The organism is Terribacillus saccharophilus (assembly GCF_046592895.1).
GTDB classification, from domain to species: domain Bacteria; phylum Bacillota; class Bacilli; order Bacillales; family Amphibacillaceae; genus Terribacillus; species Terribacillus saccharophilus_D.
On the sequence record NZ_JAWVPU010000002.1, the window covers coordinates 388,619 to 415,230 of the forward strand.

Below are 26,612 nucleotides of genomic sequence, written 5' to 3' on the forward strand. Positions count from 1 at the left end.
ATGCCTTGATGTCACATGGTTTCGTTATCTTACTATCTTTATACCACTATTCACCTGTAAAGAATCATTTTCGAGCACTTTTTTGAAAGAAGCGAGTGCAACTTCCACTTGATCATCTTTCGGCTCTTTGGTTGTGATCAGCTGAAGCCAAAGGCCGGGATATCCCAAGAAACGAAGAACAGGAACATTACGTACTTTATTCGTTAGCTGTAGCACCTCGAATGACAGGCCGATGACAACCGGTAAAAGTAAAATCCGATTGACCATGCGCCACCATAGCGGATCGGTTGCAACGAACATATATACGATCACACCGACCAAGACGGTGAATAGCATGAAACTGGATCCGCAGCGATAGTGAAGTCGAGATTGTTTCTGTACATTCTCCACTGTTAGCGGGAGGCCATTTTCGTAACAGTTGATTACTTTATGTTCGGCACCATGATACTGGAATACACGTTTAATTATTGGCGTCAAAGACACCAGATAAACGTATGTAAGCAAAAGAATGAGTTTCAGGAATCCTTCCAGCGCTACTTGTTCAAACCGGGAAGGCAGCCACTTTTCGAAAAAATCAGCTACCAATGCAGGTGTCAATGTGAATATCAGTTTCCCGAAAATGAAGGAAAGTACACCGACTGCGCCGATTCCGATGATCATGGCCAACTTGGACTTCTTCTCTTCCGGCACGATATCTGCATCGTCCTCAGGATTGACGTCATATCTTTCGGATGAGAAGTTCAAATGCTTCGTTCCATTGGCGCTGGACTGGATGATGGCCGCAATTCCCCGCAATATAGGTATTTTTTTCAGTCTGGATAGTTTTGGATTATCATTTCGTTCGACGGTTAAATAGTCTATGCTGTCATCATTTCTGCGAACGGCTGTAACGAAGCTGTTTTTCCCCGCGAACATGACACCTTCAACAACGGCTTGCCCGCCATAGGTATTGGTTTGTTTATCTGACATAATTTCACCAGCCTCGTTTCGATTTCCTTCTATTTTACTAAAAAAAATCCAATAACACTAGATAGCAGAAAGGATTAAAATTGCTCAATCAAGGCATGCTACGTAATGAGGTGAGTATTATGCAGCAAAATCGTAAAATCGCATCACGTTTCAATAGAAGTGCCGCTGTGACTGGATTCGTCGGGGGAGTGCTTTGGTCGGCGATCGCCTGGGCAGCATATTTCTTTCAATTTACTGACCTGTCAGTGGCAGATTTTGTTTTGCGTTCCTGGGTATGGATGCCTTGGGCCGAAACATGGGTTGCGGAATTGCTCAGTATCATCCTGGTCGGCCTGCTTTCGATTTTCATCGCTTTCGTTTATTTTTTATTCATGAAAAAACAGAAAGGCATCCTGCCGAGCCTGCTTTTTGGAGTGGTGCTCTGGGTCCTTGTCCAGCTTGTGCTTGCACCGATCATACACGGAGTGGATAGTGCTTTCCAAGCAGACCGCAATGCAAATATCACGACAATGTGCTTGTATTTGCTTTATGCTGTATTCATCGGGTACAGTATCAGCTTCGAATACCAGCAAAGCCAAGCATATCAGGAACAGGATTAAGCATTTCGAATTTTCAATCACAAATTCTTTGTCTTATGTTACACTATGTGAAAGTTAAAATAATGTAACCAAAGGATGAAGAACGTGAATCGTTTAATGTTGATCAATGGACCTAATTTGAACTTACTCGGAACGAGGGAACCGGGAATATATGGAAGCCATACGCTGGCTGATGTGGTTGCTGAAGTACAAAAGGTGACAGACAGCTTCGGGTATGGACTGGAGGACTTCCAGTCGAATCACGAAGGTGCCCTGGTTGATAAAATACAAGAGGCCGGCCGTACATGCACTGGTATCATCCTGAATGCCGCAGCTTATACGCACACCAGCATCGCGATCAGGGATGCAATCGCCAGTGTCCCGATTCCGGTCTTGGAGGTACACATATCAAATATCCATACCCGGGAAGAATTCCGTCATCATTCGATGCTGGCATCCGTATGCAAAGGGCAAGTCGTCGGTCTTGGTATAAAAGGCTACCGTTATGCGGCACTGGCACTGCTTGAGAAATAAGGGGAGGAAGAAACAGATGGAGAAACTGGAGAGATTACGTACTTTGATGGAGAAAAAGAATTTGGATGCGCTGATCGTGACGAGTGCGCAGAACCGCAGATACATATCAGGTTTCACCGGAAGCGCAGGTCTGCTCGTCATCACGAAAACGAAACAGAAGTTCATCACCGATTTTCGCTATATGGAACAGGCGGCAGAACAGGTGCTTGGTTTTGAAATAATAGAACATAAGCAATCCATCGTCCAGGAAGCGGCTGCCCAGCTCCTCAAAGAAGGGGCGCAGCAAGTCGGATTTGAGCATGAAGATGTCACTTTCGCGCTTTATCAGCAGTTCCAGGATGTTGTCAAAGCTGATCTGATTCCAGCGTCGGGATTGATCGAGGAATTGCGTCTGATCAAATCTGAAGCAGAGCTTCGTATCATGAAAACAGCTGCTGAAATCGCCGATGCAGCTTATACACATATTTTGACATTCGTCAAACCAGGGATGAAGGAAATCGAGGTTTCCAATGAGCTGGAGTTCTTCATGCGCAAGCAAGGTGCGACAGAGTCGAGTTTTGATACGATCGTTGCCTCGGGATATCGATCAGCTTTGCCGCATGGCGTTGCTTCCGATAAAGAAATCCAAAAGGGTGAATTGGTCACGCTTGATTACGGGGCGCTTTACAATGGATATTGCTCGGATATCACCCGAACTTTCGCAGTAGGCGAGATAAGTGACAAATTACGCGAGATTTATGATATAGTACTAGAGGCGAATCTTCGAGGAGTAGCAGGCGTGAAACCGGGTATTACTGGTAAGGAAGCCGACGCACTCACACGGGACTATATCACCGAAAAAGGCTATGGCCGATACTTCGGGCATTCTACCGGTCATGGACTCGGTATGGATGTGCATGAATCGCCAGCTCTATCCTTCCGTTCCGATACAGTATTGAAGCCGGGAATGGTCGTGACTGTAGAGCCGGGAATTTACATACCGGAAGTAGGCGGTTGCCGGATCGAGGATGATCTTGTGCTGACTGCTGAAGGCAGTGAACGTCTGACGTTCTCCACTAAAGATTTAATTACATTGTAACAGCCGTTTTTCGAAGGAGGAAAACAATGATTTCAGTAAACGATTTTCGTACGGGTCTAACAATCGAGGTAGATAATGGCCTATGGCAGGTTATCGATTTCCAGCACGTAAAACCAGGTAAAGGTGCAGCTTTCGTACGTTCCAAACTGCGTAACCTGCGTAACGGAAACATCCAGGAAAAAACATTCCGTGCCGGTGAGAAGGTTTCCCGTGCTCATATCGAACATAAAAAGATGCAATATCTTTATGCTTCAGGTGACACGCATACATTCATGGACACCGACACTTATGATCAGCTGGAGCTTCAAACAGCGCAGATCGAATACGAACTAAAATTCCTGAAAGAAAACATGGAAATCAGCGTCATGACTTTTGGCGGCGAAACACTAGGTGTGGATCTGCCGAATAACGTTGAATTGAAAGTTACCGAAACAGAACCTGGTATCAAAGGCGACACTGCAAGCGGCGGTACTAAGCCTGCGATCGTAGAAACAGGTTTGAGCGTACAAGTGCCATTCTTCATCAACGAAGGCGATGTACTTATCATCAACACTTCTGACGGTAAATACGTATCACGTGCATAAGGCATTTTCAAGAGCTTCTTCCCAAGCATGGGAAGGAGCTCTTTTTTTCGTGCATAATCAATTCGGCGGCACATACATTACAGTATGGACAACATGTCCGACTGAAGTCAGAGGTGACAAAGATGAAGGAGATCCTACACTTGTTTCGACCGCCCCTACAAGCCTTATTATCGGAAAAGATCGGAAATCGCTGGGTTAAGCTGCAAGAAATAAGGTGCCGGATGAATCAGCAGCTTGAGTTATGTTTCGATGATACGACTGAGTGGATCGAACCATCGTCCATGAAGCCGGATGATGCCCGTTTTATGCTGAATCAGTTAAGTGATTTTTCATTATATGCACTTGAGAATGAGTTGAGGGAAGGATATATCACCATTGCAGGGGGACATCGCATCGGCTTGAGCGGCAAAGTGAATACCGAATCCGGTTCGGTCAAAGCACTTAAGCATATATCATCTTTCAACATCCGTATTGCCAAGGCTGTTCCGGGGGCAGCAGCAAAAATCATGCCCTCTTTGTACAAGTTCGATGGTTCGTGCCGTCATACGCTTGTCATCGGACCGCCCCAATCCGGTAAAACGACCATTTTACGTGATATCATTCGTTCTCTTTCATCGGGGTGGCAGCAATATCCTGCACTGAAGACAGCCGTCGTCGATGAACGATCCGAAATCGGGGGCAGCATCAGTGGCATCCCGCAGCATGATTTGGGAAAAAGGACTGACATCATGGACGCATGTCCAAAGGCGGAGGGATTGATGATGCTGATACGATCGATGTCACCGGATGTGATTGCGGCAGATGAGATCGGCAGCGAGCGCGATGTCCAAGCTTTGCTGGAAGCGCTGCATGCTGGTGTGAAAATTGTGTGCAGTGTGCATGGCGACAGCTTGGATGATATCCGTCTCAGACCATCACTGCGGCCGTTGTTTCAGCATAATGTTTTCGAACGGATCATTATATTGAAAAAAGGCAGATCACCAGGAGTGGTACAAGCTCTGTTCGATGCGGTAAGTCCAGCTGGAGCCGGCCGATGAAGCTGGTCGGAGCGATACTTGTGCTCATCGCAGCGACATGGGCAGGTTTCGATTTATCACGGCGGCTGCAGCAGCGGCCAAAGCAAATCCGTCAGCTGATCAGCAGTCTGCAGGTGATGGAAGCCGAAATCCTCTATAGTCAGACAAGCATCATTGAAACAAGCGAAAACCTGGCCAAGCAAGTTCCTAAGCCTGCAGCGGAATTCTTCCATCAGCTGGCTGATCAGCTGCAGCTGCACCCGGAAGGATTATATGAATGCTGGGAAGAGACAACAGAAACATGGATGAGTTCCACTGCATTGAAGGCAGCTGAGAAGGATATTTGGCTGCAGTTCGGCCGCACACTCGGCCAGCATGATTTTGAGCAGCAGCAAAAACATATCCAGCTGGCCAGGACCCATTTGGAGCGGGAGCTGGAGGAAGCAGAAGAAGCGAACCAGCGTTATGGGAAGATGTTTCGCAATCTCGGCTTCCTGACAGGTTTGCTGATTGTACTGCTGCTTATCTGAACGAGGTAGGAAAGGAGTCCGCTATGCTCGGAGAAGCGATGATTTTATTTCAAATAGCAGGAATCGGGATGATCGTTGCCATCATTCATACGGTACTGAAGCAAATGGGAAAAGAGGAGATTGCCCAATTCACGACACTGATGGGATTCATCCTTGTGCTGCTCATTGTCTTGGGCAAATTATCAGAGCTGTTCCAGCAGATAAAGTCGGTGTTCTTATTCCAGGGATGAGGCGATCAAGATGGATATCATCATAATCGTATCCATTGGCATTGTGGCCAGTTTGCTTGCTTTGATTGTTAAAGAACAAAATTCATCGATCGCATTCTTTGTTGTCGTGGTGACAGGAATCATCATCTTTCTGTTCATCCTGCAAAAGATTGCCGGTATCATGCTCCTCATCGAGCAGCTTGGTGAGAGAGCGAATGTAGAAGGACTATATATCAAGACGATTCTTAAAATCATCGGCATTGCCTACATCACGGAATTCGGGGCACATCTGACACGGGATGCCGGGTTGTCTGCGATTGCTGCCAAAATAGAGCTTGCAGGAAAAATCATCATCATCACGGTGGCCATACCGATTTTGACAGCGGTCATCGAGACGATTCTCAGTTTCATGCCGGGCGGATAAGGAGCTGAATACGTTGAAGCGCTGCTTGGTCATTCTCTTTGCCTTATTGAACATCCTTACAATCCCGACAGCCGTCCTGGCAGAGACTGGTCAGGCAGAAGAGCAAGAGGCAGCTTTTACCGCATTTGAAAGCTTGCCTACAGAAGAAATAAGTGGGTATTGGGAACAGTTGTCTGACAAATACGGCGAGTACATTCCGGAACTGGAAAAAGGCTCCTTGCTGGAATTCATCCAGCAGCAAGGGGACATCAGCATCGAATCATGGTTAAAAGGTCTCTTTGAGTATTTGCTGTACGAACTGTTGCTGAATGGAAAGCTTCTTGGGATCCTGATTTTTCTGACGCTTTTCTCAAGCATCCTGCAAACGATTCAGACAGCATTCAATAAAGGTTCCATCAGTAAAGTCGCTTATATGATTGTCTGTATGGTCTTGCTCACATTGCTTTTGAATAGTTTTCGTTTATCCGTAAGTTATGCGATGGAAGCAATCAATGGCATGAGTGATTTCATGCTGGCTTTGATCCCATTGCTGCTCGGGCTGATGGCTTCATTCGGAAGTCTGTCGGCTGTCGCTTTCTTTCATCCGATCATCGTGTTCCTCATCCATGCCAGCGGATTATTGATCTCCAAGATAATCATCCCGTTATTCCTCATGAGCGCACTTTTACACCTGGTCAGCACAATCAACAAAGAATATCCCGTCACCCAGCTGGCTGATTTGATGAAAAACATCGGGCTTTGGCTTTTGGGGATTTTTTTCAGCGTCTTTTTGGGCGTCATTTCTGTTCAAGGAGCAGTCACGGCTGTACAGGATGGCGTGGCGATGAAGACCGCTAAGTTTGTTACCGGAAACTTCATCCCGGTCATTGGCCGGATGTTCACCGATGCTACGGATACGGTACTCAGTGCATCACTGCTGCTAAAAAATGCCGTCGGGATCGTGGGCGTGCTGATCGTGCTGGCCATCGCTTTGTTCCCGGCCATCAAGATTCTGGCCATCGCCCTGATTTATAAGTTGGCAGCCGCACTGCTGCAGCCGCTCGGTGACGGTCCGATCATCAAATCGATGCAAGTGATGAGTAAGTATATCCTGTATATCTTCGCTTGTCTGCTCGTTGTCGCATTCATGTTTTTCATTGCCATCGTCATCATCGTTGCTTCGAGTAATGTCACTTTAATGCTGAGATAGGAGCTGGTTGCTTGGACGCATTGCAATCATGGGTTATGCAAATCATTTTGTTCATCCTGCTCGCTTTTGTGCTCGATATGGTCATACCGGATACGGATATCCGCAAATACGTCAAATTGGTAATGGGACTCATGCTTCTGCTGCTGTTCCTTAAACCAGTTTTCGCCTTATTCCAAGTCGATTCGACTCAGGCTGTACAGGAAGCGATGCAAGGCTTTGCTGCTTTGACGGACGCTCCGTCGATGGAAAATTCGATAGAAGAGAAGAAAAGTGAAATAGATTCCGTTCAGCGAGCATATATTGAGGAACAGATGGCTGTCCAGTTAATGGACCAAGCAAATCCAACGCTGCTGGAGAATTACCATATGCAAATCACTGACATCGCGGTCGCCTTTAAGGAGGGAGAAGATGAGGAAACGCCCGAAGCAATCGATTACATCCAAGTAACGGTACAAGCTGCTGGACAGGATTTACCAGAAGGAGATATCCGCGACGTGGTCATCGATAGTTCCCGTCCGATCGAAGCAGCTGAACAGACGGAGGACTTGGAAAAAGTGAAATCTCATCTGGCTGAAATTTGGGAGCTGGAAGATCTTCCGCTTGAGGTCACCCAAAAAGGGGGGGCAGGATGAAAAAATTACTAGACAAGCTTTCCGAACAATGGAAATTGAAAGATTCCCAGAATAAGAAACCGACAAAGCTTGGATATTTGGTCATCGTTGGGCTGCTGGGTGCTTTGCTTTTGCTTGTAAGCGGCTTGTTCACAGAACCAAAGGAGTCGGTTGGACAAGCACCCCAGCCAAGTCAGGAAAGTGTCTCAAAGGAAACAGAAGAGACATTTGCAAAAAAAGAAAATAACGCTTCTTCTTCCACAGCTGATCTGGAAACTGCATATGAACAAGACCTAGTCGGATTGCTGGAAAAAATCAAAGGTATTTCCGAAGTGGAAGTCATGGTCAATCTGAACAGCACACATCAAAAGGTGTATGAAAAAAACCTGATCATCGGTCAGCAGACGTCCGAAGAAACCGATCAAAACGGCGGGGAACGTATTGTGGAAGATGAGAACGAAGAACAGCAAGTCGTGCTGGTCAGACAAGGGGACCAAGAAGTACCGCTGCTGGTGGAAACAAGGAAGCCTGAAGTAAGAGGCGTGCTGGTGGTAGCCAAAGGAACCGAACAAGCGACAAAGCAGGAATGGGTTGTGGAAGCAATATCACGGGTGCTGGATGTACCGACGCATCGAATTTCGGTCATGCCGAAAAATTAAGGGGGAATTAAGATGTTGAAGAAACAAACAGTCTGGTTATTGACGATGCTGAGCTTGCTGATCGTGTTGAGTGTATATTACATGACATCACCAAATGGGGATGAACTTGCTTTCATCAATGATAACCCAGAAGAAAATGGAACAAGCACTGCAGCTGGCGACTCGGATGGATCTGGTGACAGCGGTTCTGGTGAAGAAGGGGAAAAAGATGTAACGACAGAACCAGCCAATGTCGATGAATTGTTTGCCAGCATCCGGATGCAAACGATGGATCAGCGCAGTGAAGCGAAAACAAGATTGGAAGAAATCGTGGCCAGCTCCTCTACAAGCACTGACGAAAAAAATGAAGCGGTAAATCAGATTGAATTGATGGAACAATATGCTTCAAAAGAAACCATTCTGGAAGATTCGATCATCGCAGAGAAAAACTATGAAGAAGTACTTGTCCGAGCTGAAGAGGGACATGTGCAAATCACTGTGAAATCCGATAAGATGACAGCGCAAGAAGCAAACAGCATCATGCAGATGGCGGCTGATGAATTTGCCGGCGCCAATGTCGATGTCAAATATATTCCGCAGAAGTAAGATTAAAGGAGCATTCAGCGAATGCTCCTTTTTCAGTTGAAGGGTGATCCGTACGAATTTGTTTGAATAGGTGGTATGCTAGGGTATTAATAGCAGCAGGCTATACATATGCAGGGAGAAGGCGTAAGCAGTGAAGACAGTATTCAGTTATCTTAAACCTTATTGGCTCATCATCGCCACATCATTGGTTTTCATCATGATTGAACTATCGGTGGAGCTTGTGCAGCCATTCCTTTTACAAAAAATAATCGATGATGGTATAACAGCAGGCGATAACCAGCTTGTCATCGAATTGGGTCTTGGCATGGCAGCCATCGCTGTCATTGGCTTTGGAGCTGGAATCATCAATATATTCTTTGCGGACCATCTTGGTCAAAGTGTGGGCAAAGAGCTGCGTGATTCGATGTATGAAAAGGTGCAGCTGGCGGAACTTCAGGATATCCAGCGGTTCGGTACGAGCACACTATTGACCAGGCTGACAAATGATGTCAACCAGATACAGCTGACACTTGTCATGTTCTTTCGTTTCATGATCAGGGCGCCATTTTTGATCATCGGCGGAACGATCATGGCATTTGTCGTCAATGCCAGGATTTCGCTTATTTTATTGATTGTCATCCCGATTCTTTTAATCGTCCTCCGCTTGATCATGAAGCGGAGCATCCGCTACTTTGGCATCGTCCAGCGCAGTGTGGATAAAGTGAATCATATCATGCGGGAAAACCTTGTAGGATTACGCTTGATCAGGATTTTCGTAAGGGAAGAACAGGAACGAAAACGTTTTGAAAAAACGAGTGATGAACTGCGCCGAAACATGCTGAAAGCATTTCGGTATACCGAATTATCGGTCCCGCTGCTAACATTGGTGATGAATATTGCCATTTTGGCTATCTTGTATATTGGCGGAATCCAGCAGCAAACGAATGTTGGGGATATCGTAGCGATTGTGAATTATGCAACACGGATCACTGGCGCATTGAGCGTCGTCGGTATGCTGATAACTTTTTATAGCAGGGCAAAAGCTTCCAGTGAACGAATCAGTGACGTGCTTGGACTGCAGACGTCAGCAGCGGAAGGTCAGTTATCTGCTGATGATTTTCAAGGTGGTATTGAGCTGAAACAGGTGTCTTACCGTTATCCCAGTGGAAAGATACCTGTCATCGAAGAATTCTCGATGCAGATCATACCGGGAGAGCGCATTGCCGTTTTGGGGGAAACCGGTTCAGGCAAGTCTACCTTGCTTCATTTGATGATTGGTTTATATCAGCCCGATAGTGGCAAGGTGATGGCGGATGGCATCCCGTTACCGAAGCTTGACAGCAAAGCTTTCCGGAAGCAAATTGGCTTCGTCTCCCAGGATGTGCAGCTGTTTTCCGGGACGATCCGTGAAAATATTGCCTGGGGAGCAGCAGATGCCAGCGAGGAAGAAATCATCCGTGCTGCAAAGGATGCGCAGATTTACGAAACAATTACCAAACTGCCCGAGGCATTCGATACCAGACTCGGTCAAAATGGCATCAATTTATCCGGCGGACAAAAGCAGCGGCTGACCATTGCACGTGCTTTGCTGCTCCAACCGTCGCTTTTGCTGCTTGATGACAGCACTAGTGCATTGGATTTGCAGACAGAGCGAAAACTCCTGGAGGCACTCAAACGGTATGCGTGCACAACGGTGCTGGTAACCCAAAAACTCAGTACATCCATGCAATGCGATCGCATCCTCCTAGTCGAGGACGGAAAACGGACTGCGTTCGGCACAGCGGAAGAGCTCCTGGAGCAATCAGAGTTGTTCCGGTCCATCCAGGCCTCGCAGCAGGAAAAGGGGGCATCATCATGAGGAAGCTGACCGCTGCATTCCGATACAAACGGCCGGCATATACAGCAGGTGGTAAAAAACAAAAAGCAAAAGTGGAGAACCCTAAAGAGACACTGCTGCGCATCTGGCGTTATATGCTGCTGGAAAAACGGCTGTTATTCATCACGATTGGTATGATCATATCAAGTTCTGTGCTGGCATTGATCGGCCCGGTCATTTTAGGTCATATCGTTGACCGATTCGTTGCCGGTGACTATACGGCTGGCTATTTGCTGCAGCAGTTGGGTTGGCTATTGTTGATTTATGCTGGTGTTGCAGTCATTACTTTTTCACAAGGCTACTGGATGATCACCATTTCCCAGTCGGCTGTCTATGCCATCCGCAAAGATATGTTCCTCCATCTGCAGAAATTGAAGCTAGCATTCTTCGATAAACGGCAGCATGGTGAGCTGATGAGCCGGATGACCAATGACGTGGATAACATTTCAACGACTTTGAACACATCGATGGTCCAAATCGTTTCCAGCATCATTACGTTCATCGGCATACTTGCCGTCATGATGAGCCTGAGCCCGGTACTTACCATCCTTACACTATTGGTAGTCCCGATCATGTTCATCGGGATAAAGTGGATCACCAACCGTACCCGCCATGCTTTCCGGATCCAGCAGCAGACTGTCAGCAGCGTGAATGGTTTCGCGGAAGAGAGCATATCCGGCCAGGCGGTCATTAAAGCATATGCGCAGGAAAACAAGGTCATCGATAACTTCCGCGATAAAACACAGCAGCTTCAGCAAGCAGGGTTTTGGGCGCAAACATTCTCTGGGTTCATTCCAAAGTGGATGAATATGCTGAATAACATCAGTTTTGCCGTCATTGCCGGTGTCGGTGCCTTATTGATTGGAAATGGCTGGGCAGGAATCACTGTCGGCACCATCGTGATATTCCTGGAATATTCCAGACAGTTCACTCGACCGTTGAATGATTTGGCAAACCAATTCAATTCCTTATTTTCGGCATTGGCTGGTGCGGAACGTGTATTTGGAATCTTGGATGAGCAGGAAGAACACCAGGAGACAGCGAAACAAACAATGACGAAACTGCAAGGTGATATCCAATTTGATGATATAACGTTTGCTTATGAAGGAGAACCTGCACTGAAGAATATCTCTTTCACTGTCAAATCCGGACAGACAGCAGCATTTGTCGGTCCCACAGGATCTGGGAAAACGACGATCATGAATTTGATCGCTGGCTTTTATCAGCCTGATCAGGGCCGCATACTGATTGATGGAACACCGCTTTCAAAAATGGATTTGAGCAGCTATCGAAACCGCATCGGTGTCGTGCTGCAACAGGATTTCCTGTTCAAAGGCACCATCATGGATAATATTCGTTACGGCAGACTGGATGCCACCGACGAGGAAGTCATCGAGGCGGCAACTGCAGCCAATGCCCATCGGTTCATCACCAGGCTTCCCGATGGATACGATACTCAAATCGGACAAGATGGCGGAGGGTTGAGTCACGGACAGCGCCAGCTGCTCTCAATCGCCAAAGCACTATTGCGTGATCCGGATATCCTGCTGCTGGATGAAGCAACATCAAGTATCGATACGATAACCGAACACAGGATCCAGCAAGCGATGCAAGTATTGATGGAAGGCAGGACAAGTATCGTAGTGGCACATCGGCTTAACACGATCGAGCAGGCCGATAAGATATTTGTCTTGCAGGATGGCGAGATTTTGGAGCAGGGCAGCCACAAGGAGCTGATGCAGCAAAAAGGCTTCTATTCCGCGTTGCAAAGCGAAAAGAGGCAGCATGCATCCAATGGCTGAATCGATAGGTGTTGCGATTTTTTTGTCGTTTGCGTAAAATATGTTAGTGATCAATCTGTATGTAACTTTTTGCAGGACCATTGTAAAGGAGTGCCAATATGCTTAAATTAGAAGAATTGAAAGAACTTATTACCTTAATTGACCAATCATCCATAGATGAATTCGATTATGAAACGGAAGGGGAAAAAATCTCCCTCCGCAAAAAGAATGAAGTTGTGCAGATAGCAGCAGCACCAGCGCCTGCACAGCCGGCAGCAATCGCACCGCAAGCGCAAGCAGCAGCGGCACAGACTGAACCAGCAGCACAGGCACCTGAAGCGTCTGCCAAGAATTACGATTATGAAATCACATCGTTGATGGTTGGAACATTCTACAGCAAACCAAATCCTGATTCTGACAATTTCGTAAGTGTCGGCGATCGTGTGGATAAGGATACGGTCGTCTGCATCGTGGAAGCGATGAAACTATTCAATGAAATCACTGCGGATGTATCTGGTGAAATCGTTGAAGTGCTTGTGGAAAACGGAGAGCTTGTTGAGTATGGACAACCTCTGTTCAGAGTGAAAGCTAACTAAGGGGTTGACTCGTTTTGATTAAGAAATTATTGATTGCCAACCGAGGAGAGATCGCTGTCCGGATCATCCGTGCCTGCAAGGAGATGGGCATTGAGACGGTGGCTATTTTCTCGGAAGCAGATAGAGAAGCATTGCACGTACAGCTGGCCGACGAAGCTTATTGTGTCGGTCCGGCAGCAAGTAAAGAAAGTTACTTGAATTTCTCGAATATCATCAGTGTAGCGACACTTACGGGTGTTGATGCCATCCATCCAGGTTATGGCTTCCTGGCAGAGAATCCTGACTTTGCCGAACTATGTGCCGAATGCAATATCACTTTCGTCGGCCCAAGTGCGTATGCCATCAATAAGATGGGAACAAAGGATGTTGCGCGTGAAACGATGCGTGAAGCAGGTGTTCCAGTCGTACCGGGTTCAAACGGTATCGTGGCCGACGCTGTAGAAGGCAAACAGGTCGCTGAGCAGATTGGTTACCCAGTCATCATCAAAGCGACAGCAGGAGGCGGCGGTAAAGGAATCCGTATCGCCCGCACAGAAGAAGAATTGGTGAAAGGAATCAGCGTTACCCAGCAGGAAGCTGCAACAGCTTTTGGCAACCCTGGCGTCTACTTGGAGAAGTACATAGAAGATTTCCGCCACGTGGAAATTCAGGTGCTTGCAGATAACCATGGCAATGCAATTCACCTCGGTGAGCGTGATTGTACGGTACAGCGCCGTATGCAGAAGCTGATCGAAGAATCCCCTTCGCCAGCAGTCACTCCCGACATTCGTGCCAGAATGGGAGAAGCTGCTGTGAAAGCAGCGCTTGCAGTGGATTATTCCGGTGCAGGGACGATCGAATTCATTTTCGACCGAAAAGATCAAACATTCTACTTCATGGAAATGAATACGCGTATCCAAGTGGAGCATCCAGTGACAGAGCTTGTAACTGGTGTCGACTTGATCAAGGAACAAATTCATATCGCCAACAATGAACCATTGCGTTATGCGCAGGAAGATATCACTTTTGAAGGCTGGGCGATCGAATGCCGGATCAATGCCGAGAACCCGTTCAAGAACTTCATGCCTTCACCAGGTAAAATTGATCTTTATCTTGCGCCGGGCGGTTACGGCGTGCGCGTCGATGGAGCGGCTTACCCAGGTTATGCGATCCCTCCGTTTTATGATAGCATGGTAGCAAAACTGATTGCATATGGTAAAACGCGTGAGGAAGCTGTTGCGCGCATGAAACGCGCTTTGGATGAGTTCGTCATCGAGGGCGTCCATACGACAATTCCATTCCATGCTCGTATGATGGAGCATCCAGTGTTTGTCGAAGGGGATTTCAATACGAATTTCCTTGAAAATTATACAATCATGGAGTGAAAAACCTAAAGGATGTGAGATCTTTGCAGGAGCAATCTTTCGTATCGATCGGGTCTAAAGGCCAGCTTGGCAATGTCATGCTTGCACCTGCTGTCATTGAGGTGATAGCGGGCATTGCAGCAAGTGAAGTGAAAGGTGTCATGGCAATGCGCGGCGGATTTGCAGTCGGTGTAGCGGAAAGACTGGGCAAGAAAGCACATGGTAAGGGCATCAAAGTCGAACTTACCGAAGAAGGCGTTGCAATCGATGTCTTTGTCACGGTAAATGCCGACAGCCGATTGCCCGATGTGGCCAAAAACATCCAGCAGCATATCCGGCAGGCACTGCAGACGATGACGGCGCTTGCGACGAAGGAGATCAATGTCCATATTGTAGGTATACAACTCGATCAAAAAGCAGACACTGTCGAATAGACTGTTTTCGCTGGAAAAGACCTTGGCTGGTTCGGCCCCCGGGGTCTTTTCTTATGTTCAAGATAGATTTAACCCTGTATATCGTGTTATGATTTGATGAGATGAGTTAAAAGGAGATAGAATATGAAACGACGTATGGCGCGGGAAACTGCCTTTCAAGTCCTTTTCCAAATGGACATGAACGATATCCAGCCTGATGAGGCTGTGGAGAATGTATTAGGGGAGCCGCTTAAGAATGCTTTTCTGGCCGATCTGATCAACGGTGTATTGGAGCATCAGGCTGAAGTGGATGCGAAAATTGCCGAGCACTTAGAGAATTGGTCGTTTGACCGTCTGGCGAGTGTAGAGAAGACAGCTTTGCGTATTGCAGTATATGAGCTGCTTCACCACACAGATGTACCGCAGGGCGTGGTCATCAATGAAGCAATCGAAATTTCCAATTTATTTGGAGATGAAAAGTCCGGTAAATTCGTAAACGGCGTATTATCCAGAATAATCAAAAACTGAGGGAGCGGATTAGCATGACAGCAGAATTGATCTACGGCAAAGAACTTGCAGCAACTATTCGGGAAGAACTGAAACAAGAAGCAGCAGCACTGAAAGAACAAGATATTCTGCCTCATCTGACCGTTGTTTTAGTCGGGGACGACCCAGCCTCCAGATCTTATGTAAGAGGTAAAGAAAAAGCATCAGCCGAAATCGGGATCAGTTCCGACTTGATTGAGCTGCCAAGTTCGACGACACAGACGGAACTGCTGGATTTGATTCAGCGGCTGAATCTTGATACGAATGTGAACGGTATTCTTGTCCAATTGCCGCTGCCGGCTCATATCGATGAACAAGCTGTCATCGACAACATCGATCCTGAAAAGGATGTGGATGGTTTCCATCCTGCCAATGTAGGCAAGATGATGATGGGTGAAGATACATATTATCCTTGTACGCCTTATGGCATCATCAAGATGCTGCAATCGAAAAATGTCGGGATAGCCGGCAAGACTGCTGTCATCGTCGGCCGGAGCAACATTGTCGGCAAACCAGTGGGTCAACTGCTGCTGAATGAGCATGCGACTGTCATCCATACGCATTCCCGCACGCCAGATCTCAGAAGTTTCACAAAGCAGGCTGACATCCTTGTTGTGGCTGTCGGACGTGAACATATGATCAAGGCTGAGGATATCAAGGAAGGCGCCATTGTCATCGATGTTGGTGTCAATCGAAATGCAGAAGGCAAATTGACGGGAGACGTTGATTTTGACAATGCGAAAGATGTGGCATCCATCATTACACCGGTTCCTGGCGGTGTCGGTCCGATGACGATAACGATGCTGATGCATAATACGATTAAAGCAGCAAGACGCCAAAGAGCCGCGGTAGTGTAAGGAGTCTTTTGAGCATGAGTGAGGATCGTTATTTGACCGTGACGGCTTTGACGCGCTATATGAAGCGTAAATTGGAGACGGACAAGCACCTGAAAGACATTTGGCTCAGGGCTGAGATATCCAACTTCAAGCACCACAGCCGCGGTCACATGTATATGACATTGAAGGATGATGGCGCACGGATACAATCCGTCATGTTTGCCGGACAAAACAAAGGGCTGAAATTTGTACCTGAAAATGGCATGACTGTCTTGATCCGCGGTGAGATCGGCTTGTATGAACCGCAAGGCCAATACCAGCTTTATATCCAGCATATGGAGCCGGATGGAGTCGGTGCGCTGTATCAAGCTTACGAACAACTGAAAGAGAAGCTTGAAAAAGAAGGCTTGTTTTCGGCTGCACATAAAAAGAAGCTGCCTGCTTTTCCGGAGCATATCGGAGTCATCACATCCCCTACGGGAGCAGCCGTCCGGGATATCCTGACAACGATCAAGCGGCGTTACCCAATCGTGAAAGTGACGGTTCTTCCGGTTTCTGTGCAAGGGGAAAGATCGGCACCTTCGCTTGTACAAGCCTTGTCTTTTGCGGAGGAGCGTGATTTCGATGTGCTGATCATCGGACGTGGCGGCGGTTCGATCGAGGAACTTTGGAGCTTCAATGAAGAAATTGTCGCCCGTGCCATCCATTCTGTCCGTATTCCGATCATTTCGGCTGTTGGGCACGAAACGGATTTCACCATCAGTGATTTTGTCGCCGATGTACGGGCAGCCACTCCGACGGGAGCAGCTGAATTGGCTGTTCCTGCCCGGGAAGAGCTGCTGCATCGTATCACACAGCTTTCCAACCGGATGCAGTATATCGTCCGTCAAAACTACAGACAAGAAGCAGACAGATTGGCCAAGCTTCGCGGTTCGTACGCCTTCCGCTATCCGGAACAGATGCTGAGGCAAAAAGAGATTGAGCTGGATAAGCTTTCCGACCGGCTGAACAGAGCAGGAACAGCTGCCGTGACGACAAAGACACAGCAGTTCAGCTCACTGATGAACCGTCTGACACTTGTCCATCCAGGCAAGCAAGTGCAAAACCATGAACGGGAGCTTGCTGTCTTGCAGAATCGTTTGCAACAAGCAATGGAAAAACTGCATGAACGGCAGCAGCAGAAGTTTCTTCATCAAATCAATAAACTTTCTTTATTGAATCCATTGGAAACGATGAAGCGGGGATATAGCATTTCATATAAGCAAAATACCCTTTTGAAAAGCGTGGATCAAGTCAAGACAGGCGATGATGTACAAATCCATCTTGCTGACGGCACGATAGATTGTATCGTCAAGGACGTGAAGGAGGATACAAATGGCTGAGGAGAAAAAACAAAGCTTTGAAGAAGCGATGCAGCAGTTGGAAGAGATCGTGAATAAACTCGAGCAGGGAGATGTGCCGCTTGAGCAAGCAATCAGTTATTACCAGGAAGGTATGAAGTTATCCAAAATCTGCGGCGATAAGCTGGAACAAGTCGAAAAGCAGATGGTGGAAATCGTGAATAATGCCGGCGAAACCGAGCCATTCACTGTACAGGAGGATGACTGAGTGAGTGAATCGTTGCAGGATTATTTAAAGAGAGAGCAAGACCGCATCAATTCTTTTATGCTGAATTTGCTTGAAAACGATGATATGCTGCCGGATACCCTGTCAGAATCCGTGCTTTACAGTATGCGTGCGGGAGGCAAACGCTTACGCCCGATTCTGATGCAAGCAGCATTTCAGTCATTCGGCGGACAAGGCGATAAAGCCCTTCCGGCAGCGGCTGCGCTTGAAATGGTGCATACATATTCCTTGATCCATGATGACCTTCCTGCGATGGATGATGATGACTACCGGCGCGGGCAGCTGACGAATCATAAGAAGTTCGGCGAAGCCACTGCCATATTGGCAGGAGATGCACTTCTTACCAGAAGTTTTTCGGTCATTGGGCAGGCGGACGATATGCTGCCGGAGGAAAAGGTCCATTTGATGACCTATTTATCTGAAGCTGCGGGTGCAGCTGGCATGATCGCCGGCCAGACGCTTGACATGGAAGCTGAAGACAAAGAAAGCACGCTGCGGGAATTAGAACAAATACATAATCTTAAAACGGGCAAGTTATTAACATATGCTATTGTTGCCGGTGCTTATCTTGCCGGTGCCAAACCGGAAACCATTGAATTGATGAAGCAGTTCGGTACGTATATCGGCCTGATTTTCCAAGTGCAGGATGATATCTTGGATGTGACTGGAGACGCTTCTGTCATAGGGAAACCAGTCGGCAGCGATGAAGTGAATAAGAAAAGTACGTATCCGAAGCTGCTCGGACTGGAAGGGGCGAAAGCGCAGATGGAGAAATATGTCGCGCAGGCGTTTCAGTGTCTGGAACAAGCGAATATCAAGGATTCCAGGCTGCATGAGCTTACCATCCATCTGAGCACAAGGACGAGCTGACTGTTATTGATTGTAAGCTCCTAGCCAACTGTGATATATTGCTACTAGGAATATAGGACAGAACTGATACGTATGAACATAGAAAATGCCGTTATCACATATGTGCTAGCGGCTATTTTTAAATAGGCTCCTGCACGGCCGAAAGTGCAGAAATTGTCTGAAATTGATGTAGGCGAGAGAAAAACAGGGTATAAGCCTACAGGAATGATTTCTCGTCCGGCGCAGAAATGTACCTATTTATACTATGCTGTCAGGCTGATTCAAGCCGTTGACAAAAGGGGAAGGTAATATGGATTTAACAGCAATCAAAAATCCCGCGTTCTTGAAGGAAATGTCCAATGAGGAGCTTATTGAACTCGCAGCTTCCATCCGGACGTTCTTGATTGAAAAGCTGTCCATCACAGGAGGACACCTTGGTGCGAATCTTGGTGTTGTGGAACTTACATTAGCATTGCATAAAGCTTATAACAGTCCGCAGGATAAATTCATTTGGGATGTCGGTCACCAGGCATACATCCATAAAATATTGACTGGAAGAACGGCTGATTTTGAAACATTGCGGCAATATAAAGGGATGTGCGGATTCCCGAAACGAATCGAGAGCGAACATGACGTATGGGAGACAGGACACAGTTCCACTTCGCTGTCCGCAGCAATGGGGATGGCAGCAGCCCGCGACATGCTGGATGAGGATTACGAAGTTGTACCGGTCATCGGTGATGGTGCGCTGACAGGCGGTATGGCTCTGGAAGCACTGAACAATATCGGTGATGAGAAAAAGAATATCACCGTCATCCTCAATGACAATGAAATGTCGATTGCGAATAACGTCGGTGCGCTTCACCATGTACTGGGCAGAATGCGCAGTGCCGGCAAATATAAACGAGCAAAAGATGAAATGGAAACGCTGCTCAAAAAAATTCCTGCTGTAGGCGGCAAATTGGCTGGGGCTGCAGAGCGGATGAAAGACAGCATGAAGTATTTCATGGTTCCCGGCATGTTCTTCGAGGAACTTGGTTTCACTTATTTTGGACCAGTGGACGGACATAACTTCCAGGACTTAGAAGAAGCCATAAGTTATGCCAAGAAAATCAAAGGACCGAAAATCATCCATGTTGTCACCCAAAAAGGGAAAGGGTATCAGCCTGCCGAAATGGATACGACTGACAATTGGCATGGAGTCGGACCTTATAAGATCGAATCCGGAGAGAAAATCAAAAGTGCGGCTGCTGCGCCTGCCTGGAGCAAGGTGATCAGTGAAGCAGTACTGGAAAAGGCACGTACGGATAAACGCATCGCAGTCATCACACCGGCGATGATCCTTGGATCGAAATTGGAGAACTTCAAAAAAGAGATGCCAGATCGCCTGTTTGATGTTGGAATAGCGGAACAGCACGCCACAACAATGGCTGCTGGGATGGCAACGCAAGGAGTCAAACCGTTCCTTGCCATCTACTCGACATTCTTGCAGCGCGCTTATGATCAGCTGCTCCATGATATAGCAAGACAGAATCTCAATGTTTTTGTCGGGATCGACCGGGCTGGTTTTGTCGGAGCAGACGGGGAAACGCATCAGGGTGTATATGATATTTCGTTCCTGCGTGCAATGCCGAACTTTACGATCATGATGCCAAAAGATGAGAATGAAGCACAGCATATGGTGCATACTGCCTTAGCGCACGAAGATGGTCCGATCGCGTTGCGTTACCCGCGCGGCAATGCACTGGGAGTGCCGGTGGATGACACGACGCACGCATTGCCCATCGGAAGCTGGGAAGTGCTGAAAGAAGGAACGGATGCCGTCATCCTTACTTTCGGTACAACGATTCCCCTAGCGATGGAAGCTGGTGAATCATTGGAAGCGGACGGCGTGTCCGTTCGTGTCGTGAATGCTCGTTTCATCAAACCGATGGATGAAAAGATGCTGCATGAGATATTCGCTTCGGGACTGCCTGTACTCACGATTGAGGAAGCAGCGCTAAAAGGCGGCTTTGGCAGCGGTGTGATGGAGTTTGCCGAAGAAAATGGCTACGATGCATCCCAGGTCAAGCGAATGGGTATACCAGATTACTTCGTGGAGCATGGCAGTGTACCGGAACAGATGGCAGAAGTAGGACTGACTAAAGAGAATACAATCGACAGTCTTCGCCAAATAGTACGTATGAATGAACAGCAAAGGGCTTGAGTGAATGGCAAAAGTGAGATTGGATGTACTCCTCGTCGAGAGGGGACTAATAGAAACAAGGGAAAAAGCAAAACGGACAATCATGGCTGGACTCGTGTATTCCGGCCAGAATCGTCTGGATAAACCCGGCATGAAAGTGGATGAAACAGCTGAGCTTACCGTCAAAGGCAAAGTCATTCCTTATGTAGGCCGCGGGGGTCTTAAACTGGAGAAAGCTCTCGATCACTTCCAAATCGACGTGACGGGGAGGACGATGGTCGATATTGGTTCATCCACTGGCGGGTTCACCGATTGTGCATTACAAAAAGGTGCTGCCCGCAGCTATGCAATCGATGTTGGTTACAACCAGCTTGACTGGAAATTGCGCAATGATCCGCGCGTCGTGGTGATGGAGAGAACCAATTTCCGTTATGTTACACCTGACATGCTGAAAGAAGGTCTGCCGAATTTTGCATCGATTGATGTTTCCTTCATTTCCTTGCGCTTGATTTTGCCTGCGCTGAAAGGAATCCTTGCTTCCGGCAGTGATGTCGTTGCGCTGATCAAACCTCAATTCGAAGCAGGACGGGATCAAGTCGGTAAAAAAGGAATTGTGCGTGATCGCAAGGTTCACTTGGAAGTGTTGGAAGACACACTGAAATTCAGTGAATCGCTCGGTTTTCAGTTTAAAGGACTGACTTACTCGCCAATAACCGGAGGAGACGGCAATATTGAATTCCTGGCGCATTTGGCTTGGGGAAAAGATGCCGCTGGGACTTTCCCTGATACCGAGGCGATCAAAGCAGTCGTCGACGATGCGCATCAGCAGCTAACGGCGAAAAAAGGCGTGTCGGAAGAAGCAATGGAGGAAGACAATGAGTAAAATTCAACGGCATATCAAGATTCGCGAATTGATTACAAATAACGATATCGAAACGCAGGATGAACTGGTGGATCATTTGAAGGAACTGGGTTTCAATGTGACACAAGCAACCGTTTCCCGTGACATCAAGGAACTGCATTTGGTAAAGGTTCCGACATTGGAAGGGACGTATAAGTACAGCCTGCCAGCGGATAACCGGTTCAATCCGCTTGAAAAACTGAAGCGGCTCATCATGGATGCTTTCGTCAGTATCGATACGACAAGCCACTTCATCGTACTTAAGACACTTCCCGGAAACGGCAATGCCCTTGCTGTCCTTTTGGATAATCTGGATTGGGACGAGATTCTCGGGACAATCAGCGGAGATGACACGATTCTGATCATTTGCCGTACAGAGGCAGATACAGAATTTATCAAAGATAAACTCTTAGCCATGCTGTAAACGGAAGTGAAATGAGGGGATACAATGCTTACAGAGCTTTCGATAAAGGATTTTGCAATTATCGACCATATACGAATCCATTTCAAGGAAGGGCTTACTGTGCTGACGGGAGAAACAGGTGCAGGTAAGTCTATTGTCATTGATGCTGTCCAGCTGCTCAGCGGCGGAAGGGGATCGGTAGAATTCATCCGCCATGGCCAAAAGAAAGCAGAATTGGAAGGCCTCTTTATCATTGATTCAGATGACCATCCCATTTATGCAGTCGGTGCTCAATTCGGAGTCGAAATCGATGATGGGATGATCGTGCTGGAGAGGACCATGACGACAAGCGGAAAAAGTATTTGCCGGGTGAATGGCAAGCTGGTGACGTTAGCTATCCTGCGTGAATTCGGCAAATCACTGATCGATATCCATACCCAGCATGAAACACAATCCTTGATGGATGCGGATAAGCATATCGAATTGCTTGACTTGTTTGATGCTGATGCTATCAACAAAGCGAAAGAAGCATATACGCTTCAATACAAAGAACTTCAAAAATTGAAAAAGCGATATAAAGAATGGAATACCAATGAACAGGAAATGGCGCAGCGTATTGATTTGCTTCAATTTCAATTCAACGAATTGAAAGAAGCGGCACTTCAGCCAGGGGAAGACGAACAGCTGACGGAAGAGCGCACCAAGCTGATGAACTTCGAACGCATCTATCAATCGCTCAATGACGCTTATAATGCCCTTTACGGAGATCAGAAAGGTTTGGATTGGGTAGGGCATGCGCTGGCCAGTCTTGAATCGGCAAGTTCCTACGATGATGATATCCAAAAGCATCATCAGATGATCAGCGAACAATATTATATGTTGGAGGATCTTACCTTCCAATTGAGCAGCCAGCTGGATTCGCTATCCTATGATCCGGAAAGATTGAACGAAATTGAAATGCGCTTGAACGAAATAAACCGATTGAAGAAGAAATATGGGCAATCGGTCGAAGAAATCCTGGAGTATGCAGCTAGTATCGAGGACGAAATCGATCAAATCCAGAATCGTGATTCTCATATCCACCAGCTCGAACAACAAATTCAGGATCTGGCAGAAGATACGTTGCTTGAAGCAAGACAGCTGCACGACTTGCGGGTGCAGGCAGCTATCCAGCTGACAGATGCCATACATGAAGAACTGAAGGATCTGTATCTTGAGAAAGCGCGGTTCCATGTGGATGTGAAAATGAAGGCTGGAAATCCTGGAGATCCGGAACTTGATGGCATGCCTTTGCAATTGACCGCAGACGGTTTCGATACAATCACTTTCCATATCAGCACCAACCCAGGCGAGCCTTTGAAAGAGCTTCATAAAGTCGCATCCGGCGGGGAATTGTCTCGTATCATGCTTGCGCTGAAACGCATATTCTCGCGTCATCAAGGTGTGACGAGTGTCATATTCGATGAAGTCGACACAGGAGTCAGCGGACGCGTAGCCCAGGCGATCGGCGAAAAGATATATGGCATCTCTGTCGGCTCCCAAGTATTGTGCATCACGCATCTGCCGCAGGTTGCTTCGATGGCGGATACACATCTGCTTATCGAAAAGCATGTGGAAAACAATAGCACGCATACTTCCGTGACGGAACTTGCGCAAAATGCAGCTGTCGAGGAAATAAGCAGAATGATGACCGGTACAGTACTTACAGAAAAGACAAAAGAGCATGCAAGGGAATTGATTACCCTTGCCGGACAATTCAAACAACCATGATCCTGCCATCTCGGCGGGATCTTTTATTTATACATAGGAAAAGATAGGGGCTTTTTCTCATGTTTTCTGGGTTTAAAAAGCCTTGTTGAAAGTCAAACTAGAAGTACATAAACAAGCATGAACTGCTGTGGGGTAGGACTTCTAGGAGATGAATAAATGAAGAATAAGTTAGCAGCACTGCGCATCGCCATCGGTCTTTGTCTGCTTGCATTGTTACTTGCAGCGCCAATGACAAAGCCAGTACAGTCCTTTCTGAGCATACCCAAAACAATGACTTTGTTTTCGAATAATGATCCATCTGCTGCACTTCCTGTATTTGGGGACAGTGAAGCGGTGGAAGCGCTTGATCAAGAGGCTTTTAGAAGTCAGTCGTCCGGAACGCAAGACCTTGTTTATACCATAGGCAGCATACCTGTCAAAAAAGTTGCTGTCAATGTCATTCCTGACATACGGATCATCCCTGGCGGTCATTCTGTCGGAGTGAAGCTGCATACTCTGGGTGTTCTGGTTGTTGGGCATCATCAAGTGAGGACGTCAGAAGCATCCGAATCACCTGGTGAAGCAGCTGCAATTCAAACAGGTGACATCCTGCTGGAAATAGATGATCAGGAAATCCGCAAGATGGAAGAAGTCGCACCGTTGATCGAGAAAGCTGGCAAGGCAGGTAAATCGGTCAGCATCAAAGTGAAACGCGGCAGTCAGACACTGACAACCGATTTGAGCCCCGCTCTTGATGATAAGGATAAACAATATCGGATGGGTTTATATATCCGTGACTCAGCTGCAGGAATCGGAACGATGACCTTTTATGACCCTGCTTCGAAAAACTATGGAGCGTTGGGACATGTGATTTCTGATATGGACACTCAAAAACCTATCGAGATACATGACGGGACGATCGTTCGATCCAATGTGACAAGCATCCATAAAGGAAACAATGGCAAACCTGGGGAAAAACTCGCTGAATTCAGCATGAATCGCAATCATATCGGAACCATCACGAAAAATAGCCCTTTTGGTATTTTTGGCAAATTGGAAAGTGATATGCGTCAAAAAGAAGAAGCAAAAGCACTGCCAATTGCATTAAGCGAGGAAGTGAAGAAAGGACCGGCAGTCATCCGGACTGTGGTCGATGGAGAAAAGATCGAAGAATTCGATGTGGAAGTCGTCAACAGTGTCCCGCAAGATCATCCGGCAACAAAAGGTATGATCATCAAGGTGACAGACAAGCGCTTACTTGCCAAGACTGGCGGAATCGTCCAGGGTATGAGCGGCAGCCCGATCATACAAGATGGTAAACTGATCGGTGCTGTGACACATGTTTTCGTCAACGATCCGACATCCGGCTATGGTGTGCATATCGAATGGATGCTGCAGGAAGCAGGTATCGACATTTATAAAAGCGACAAAAAAGCAAGCTGAAAAAGGCAATTCCTGTTCGTTTACGAATAGGATTGTCTTTTTCTTTTTCAAGTCATGCGTTATACTGTAAAGACAAGAAACATTTGTTCGGAACGTGTCACGTCGTATGCTGTCGAATGACGGATGATATTTCATCTGCCGGAAATATAAGCGAGGTTTTTTTCAATTTGGCAGGAATTGACCTTGATGTGTCGAAACTATAACGTGGAATCATAAGGGATATTAAGGGAGGAAGCTGGGAATGGAAAAGATAAAAGCAGTTTTGGTCGATGACAATCGAGAGCTTGTGCAACTTATGGAGGAATACTTTGAAGACCAATCCGATATAGAAGTAATTGGAACAGCTTATAATGGAAAAGATTGTTTAGATATGCTGGAAGATCTCCAGCCGGATGTCGTTGTACTCGACATCATCATGCCGCATGTCGATGGGCTTGCAGTTCTTCGCACATTAAGAGAAAGAACTTCCGCTCCAATGCCGCATGTAATCATGCTGACAGCCTTCGGCCAGGAAGAAGTGACAAAAAAGGCTGTTGACCTGGGAGCTGCTTATTTCATCCTTAAACCTTTTGATCTAGAGAACCTGGCAGCACAAATCCGTCAGGTAAGCGGTCATGCCGGAAGCTACGAATCCAGCCCGATCCGTGTCACGAAAGAGAAAAAGCGTGACAAGAAACCGAATCTGGAAGCAAGCATCACCAATATCATCCATGAAATTGGCGTGCCTGCCCATATCAAGGGCTATATGTATTTGCGTGAAGCAATCACAATGGTCTACAATGACATCGACTTGCTTGGCTCCATCACCAAAGTTCTTTATCCAGACATCGCCAAAACATATAATACCACTGCTTCACGTGTGGAACGCGCAATTCGTCATGCAATCGAAGTGGCCTGGAACCGGGGTAACATGGATAGCATATCCTCCCTGTTTGGATATACAGTCAGCATCTCCAAAGCGAAGCCGACCAATTCTGAATTCATTGCCATGGTAGCGGATCGCCTGCGCCTTGAGCACCGTGCCAGTTGAAGCTGATGTTGAGAGGTTCTATAAATGACTTGTTCACAGAAAACTGATAAAATAATTCGGTGAAGTCATAAATTAATATTCGTGCGTGAA

At 47.0% G+C, this 26,612-nt stretch carries 30 protein-coding genes; 29 read left to right on the plus strand and 1 reads right to left on the minus strand.

Features of this window, described 5'->3' with window-relative positions; genetic code table 11:
* Window positions 1–24: 24 nt before the first annotated feature.
* Complete coding sequence (locus SFC66_RS07765; RefSeq protein WP_411218132.1) at window positions 25–969, minus strand: DUF1385 domain-containing protein; 945 nt, start codon at window positions 967–969, stop codon at window positions 25–27.
* A 119-nt stretch (window positions 970–1,088) separates the two neighbouring features.
* On the opposite strand from SFC66_RS07765, the gene SFC66_RS07770 reads away from it, so the two are divergent.
* From SFC66_RS07770 to spo0A, 29 genes are all read left to right on the plus strand, one after another.
* Window positions 1,089–1,568, plus strand: coding sequence for a YqhR family membrane protein (locus tag SFC66_RS07770; RefSeq protein ID WP_411218133.1), 480 nt, complete (start codon window positions 1,089–1,091; stop codon window positions 1,566–1,568).
* A gap of 84 nt (window positions 1,569–1,652) precedes the next feature.
* Window positions 1,653–2,081 carry a type II 3-dehydroquinate dehydratase gene (gene aroQ, locus SFC66_RS07775; RefSeq protein WP_411218134.1) on the plus strand — a complete coding sequence of 143 codons (429 nt, stop codon included), beginning with the start codon at window positions 1,653–1,655 and terminating at the stop codon, window positions 2,079–2,081.
* Between the two features lie 16 nt (window positions 2,082–2,097).
* Window positions 2,098–3,159, plus strand: coding sequence for a M24 family metallopeptidase (locus SFC66_RS07780; protein ID WP_411218135.1), 1,062 nt, complete (start codon window positions 2,098–2,100; stop codon window positions 3,157–3,159).
* A 26-nt stretch (window positions 3,160–3,185) separates the two neighbouring features.
* Entirely contained in the window at window positions 3,186–3,743 is a 558-nt protein-coding gene (gene efp / locus SFC66_RS07785) for an elongation factor P (protein WP_411218136.1), read from the plus strand.
* A gap of 49 nt (window positions 3,744–3,792) precedes the next feature.
* Entirely contained in the window at window positions 3,793–3,942 is a 150-nt protein-coding gene (locus tag SFC66_RS07790) for a hypothetical protein (RefSeq protein WP_411218743.1), read from the plus strand.
* Window positions 3,884–4,780, plus strand: coding sequence for a stage III sporulation protein AA (spoIIIAA, locus tag SFC66_RS07795; RefSeq protein WP_411218712.1), 897 nt, complete (start codon window positions 3,884–3,886; stop codon window positions 4,778–4,780). The genes SFC66_RS07790 and spoIIIAA overlap by 59 nt, the downstream gene beginning before the upstream one ends.
* On the plus strand, window positions 4,777–5,289 hold the full coding sequence (spoIIIAB, locus tag SFC66_RS07800) for a stage III sporulation protein SpoIIIAB (RefSeq protein WP_411218137.1): 513 nt from the start codon (window positions 4,777–4,779) through the stop codon (window positions 5,287–5,289). The genes spoIIIAA and spoIIIAB overlap by 4 nt, the downstream gene beginning before the upstream one ends.
* 23 nt (window positions 5,290–5,312) lie before the next feature.
* Entirely contained in the window at window positions 5,313–5,519 is a 207-nt protein-coding gene (gene spoIIIAC / locus SFC66_RS07805) for a stage III sporulation protein AC (protein WP_038561221.1), read from the plus strand.
* Between the two features lie 4 nt (window positions 5,520–5,523).
* Window positions 5,524–5,922 carry a stage III sporulation protein AD gene (gene spoIIIAD, locus SFC66_RS07810; RefSeq protein ID WP_411218713.1) on the plus strand — a complete coding sequence of 133 codons (399 nt, stop codon included), beginning with the start codon at window positions 5,524–5,526 and terminating at the stop codon, window positions 5,920–5,922.
* 13 nt (window positions 5,923–5,935) lie between these two features.
* Window positions 5,936–7,111 carry a stage III sporulation protein AE gene (gene spoIIIAE, locus SFC66_RS07815; RefSeq protein WP_411218138.1) on the plus strand — a complete coding sequence of 392 codons (1,176 nt, stop codon included), beginning with the start codon at window positions 5,936–5,938 and terminating at the stop codon, window positions 7,109–7,111.
* An 11-nt stretch (window positions 7,112–7,122) separates the two neighbouring features.
* A complete protein-coding gene (gene spoIIIAF / locus SFC66_RS07820; RefSeq protein WP_411218139.1) occupies window positions 7,123–7,743 on the plus strand; it encodes a stage III sporulation protein AF in 621 nt (206 codons plus the stop codon).
* Window positions 7,740–8,381, plus strand: a complete 642-nt coding sequence (spoIIIAG, locus tag SFC66_RS07825; protein WP_411218140.1) for a stage III sporulation protein AG — start codon at window positions 7,740–7,742, stop codon at window positions 8,379–8,381. The genes spoIIIAF and spoIIIAG overlap by 4 nt, the downstream gene beginning before the upstream one ends.
* 12 nt (window positions 8,382–8,393) lie before the next feature.
* A complete protein-coding gene (locus SFC66_RS07830) occupies window positions 8,394–8,966 on the plus strand; it encodes a SpoIIIAH-like family protein (protein ID WP_411218141.1) in 573 nt (190 codons plus the stop codon).
* Between the two features lie 130 nt (window positions 8,967–9,096).
* A complete protein-coding gene (locus SFC66_RS07835) occupies window positions 9,097–10,803 on the plus strand; it encodes an ABC transporter ATP-binding protein (RefSeq protein ID WP_411218142.1) in 1,707 nt (568 codons plus the stop codon).
* On the plus strand, window positions 10,797–12,623 hold the full coding sequence (locus SFC66_RS07840; RefSeq protein ID WP_411218714.1) for an ABC transporter ATP-binding protein: 1,827 nt from the start codon (window positions 10,797–10,799) through the stop codon (window positions 12,621–12,623). The genes SFC66_RS07835 and SFC66_RS07840 overlap by 7 nt, the downstream gene beginning before the upstream one ends.
* 98 nt (window positions 12,624–12,721) lie before the next feature.
* Window positions 12,722–13,198, plus strand: coding sequence for an acetyl-CoA carboxylase biotin carboxyl carrier protein (gene accB / locus SFC66_RS07845; RefSeq protein WP_411218143.1), 477 nt, complete (start codon window positions 12,722–12,724; stop codon window positions 13,196–13,198).
* A 14-nt stretch (window positions 13,199–13,212) separates the two neighbouring features.
* The gene (gene accC / locus SFC66_RS07850) at window positions 13,213–14,562 is read left to right on the plus strand and encodes an acetyl-CoA carboxylase biotin carboxylase subunit (RefSeq protein ID WP_411218144.1); all 1,350 of its coding nucleotides are present in this window, start codon (window positions 13,213–13,215) and stop codon (window positions 14,560–14,562) included.
* A 23-nt stretch (window positions 14,563–14,585) separates the two neighbouring features.
* Window positions 14,586–14,975 carry an Asp23/Gls24 family envelope stress response protein gene (locus SFC66_RS07855; RefSeq protein ID WP_411218145.1) on the plus strand — a complete coding sequence of 130 codons (390 nt, stop codon included), beginning with the start codon at window positions 14,586–14,588 and terminating at the stop codon, window positions 14,973–14,975.
* A 123-nt stretch (window positions 14,976–15,098) separates the two neighbouring features.
* Entirely contained in the window at window positions 15,099–15,482 is a 384-nt protein-coding gene (gene nusB, locus SFC66_RS07860; RefSeq protein ID WP_411218146.1) for a transcription antitermination factor NusB, read from the plus strand.
* Window positions 15,483–15,496: 14 nt separating this feature from the next.
* Window positions 15,497–16,357, plus strand: a complete 861-nt coding sequence (gene folD, locus SFC66_RS07865; RefSeq protein ID WP_411218147.1) for a bifunctional methylenetetrahydrofolate dehydrogenase/methenyltetrahydrofolate cyclohydrolase FolD — start codon at window positions 15,497–15,499, stop codon at window positions 16,355–16,357.
* A gap of 14 nt (window positions 16,358–16,371) precedes the next feature.
* Window positions 16,372–17,718, plus strand: a complete 1,347-nt coding sequence (gene xseA / locus SFC66_RS07870; protein WP_411218148.1) for an exodeoxyribonuclease VII large subunit — start codon at window positions 16,372–16,374, stop codon at window positions 17,716–17,718.
* Window positions 17,711–17,944 carry an exodeoxyribonuclease VII small subunit gene (locus tag SFC66_RS07875; RefSeq protein ID WP_411218149.1) on the plus strand — a complete coding sequence of 78 codons (234 nt, stop codon included), beginning with the start codon at window positions 17,711–17,713 and terminating at the stop codon, window positions 17,942–17,944. Before xseA ends, SFC66_RS07875 begins: the two co-directional genes overlap by 8 nt.
* Window positions 17,945–18,832, plus strand: a complete 888-nt coding sequence (locus SFC66_RS07880) for a polyprenyl synthetase family protein (RefSeq protein ID WP_411218150.1) — start codon at window positions 17,945–17,947, stop codon at window positions 18,830–18,832.
* Between the two features lie 289 nt (window positions 18,833–19,121).
* Entirely contained in the window at window positions 19,122–21,017 is a 1,896-nt protein-coding gene (dxs, locus tag SFC66_RS07885; RefSeq protein ID WP_411218151.1) for a 1-deoxy-D-xylulose-5-phosphate synthase, read from the plus strand.
* Window positions 21,018–21,021: 4 nt separating this feature from the next.
* Complete coding sequence (locus SFC66_RS07890; protein WP_411218152.1) at window positions 21,022–21,879, plus strand: TlyA family RNA methyltransferase; 858 nt, start codon at window positions 21,022–21,024, stop codon at window positions 21,877–21,879.
* A complete protein-coding gene (gene ahrC, locus SFC66_RS07895; RefSeq protein ID WP_411218153.1) occupies window positions 21,872–22,321 on the plus strand; it encodes a transcriptional regulator AhrC/ArgR in 450 nt (149 codons plus the stop codon). The genes SFC66_RS07890 and ahrC overlap by 8 nt, the downstream gene beginning before the upstream one ends.
* A 24-nt stretch (window positions 22,322–22,345) precedes the next feature.
* Complete coding sequence (gene recN, locus SFC66_RS07900) at window positions 22,346–24,070, plus strand: DNA repair protein RecN (RefSeq protein ID WP_411218154.1); 1,725 nt, start codon at window positions 22,346–22,348, stop codon at window positions 24,068–24,070.
* A 156-nt stretch (window positions 24,071–24,226) separates the two neighbouring features.
* Window positions 24,227–25,492 (plus strand): SpoIVB peptidase, encoded by a 1,266-nt coding sequence (gene spoIVB, locus SFC66_RS07905; RefSeq protein ID WP_411218155.1) that lies wholly within the window; start codon window positions 24,227–24,229, stop codon window positions 25,490–25,492.
* A 241-nt stretch (window positions 25,493–25,733) separates the two neighbouring features.
* The gene (gene spo0A / locus SFC66_RS07910) at window positions 25,734–26,522 is read left to right on the plus strand and encodes a sporulation transcription factor Spo0A (protein ID WP_411218156.1); all 789 of its coding nucleotides are present in this window, start codon (window positions 25,734–25,736) and stop codon (window positions 26,520–26,522) included.
* Window positions 26,523–26,612: the final 90 nt, after the last annotated feature.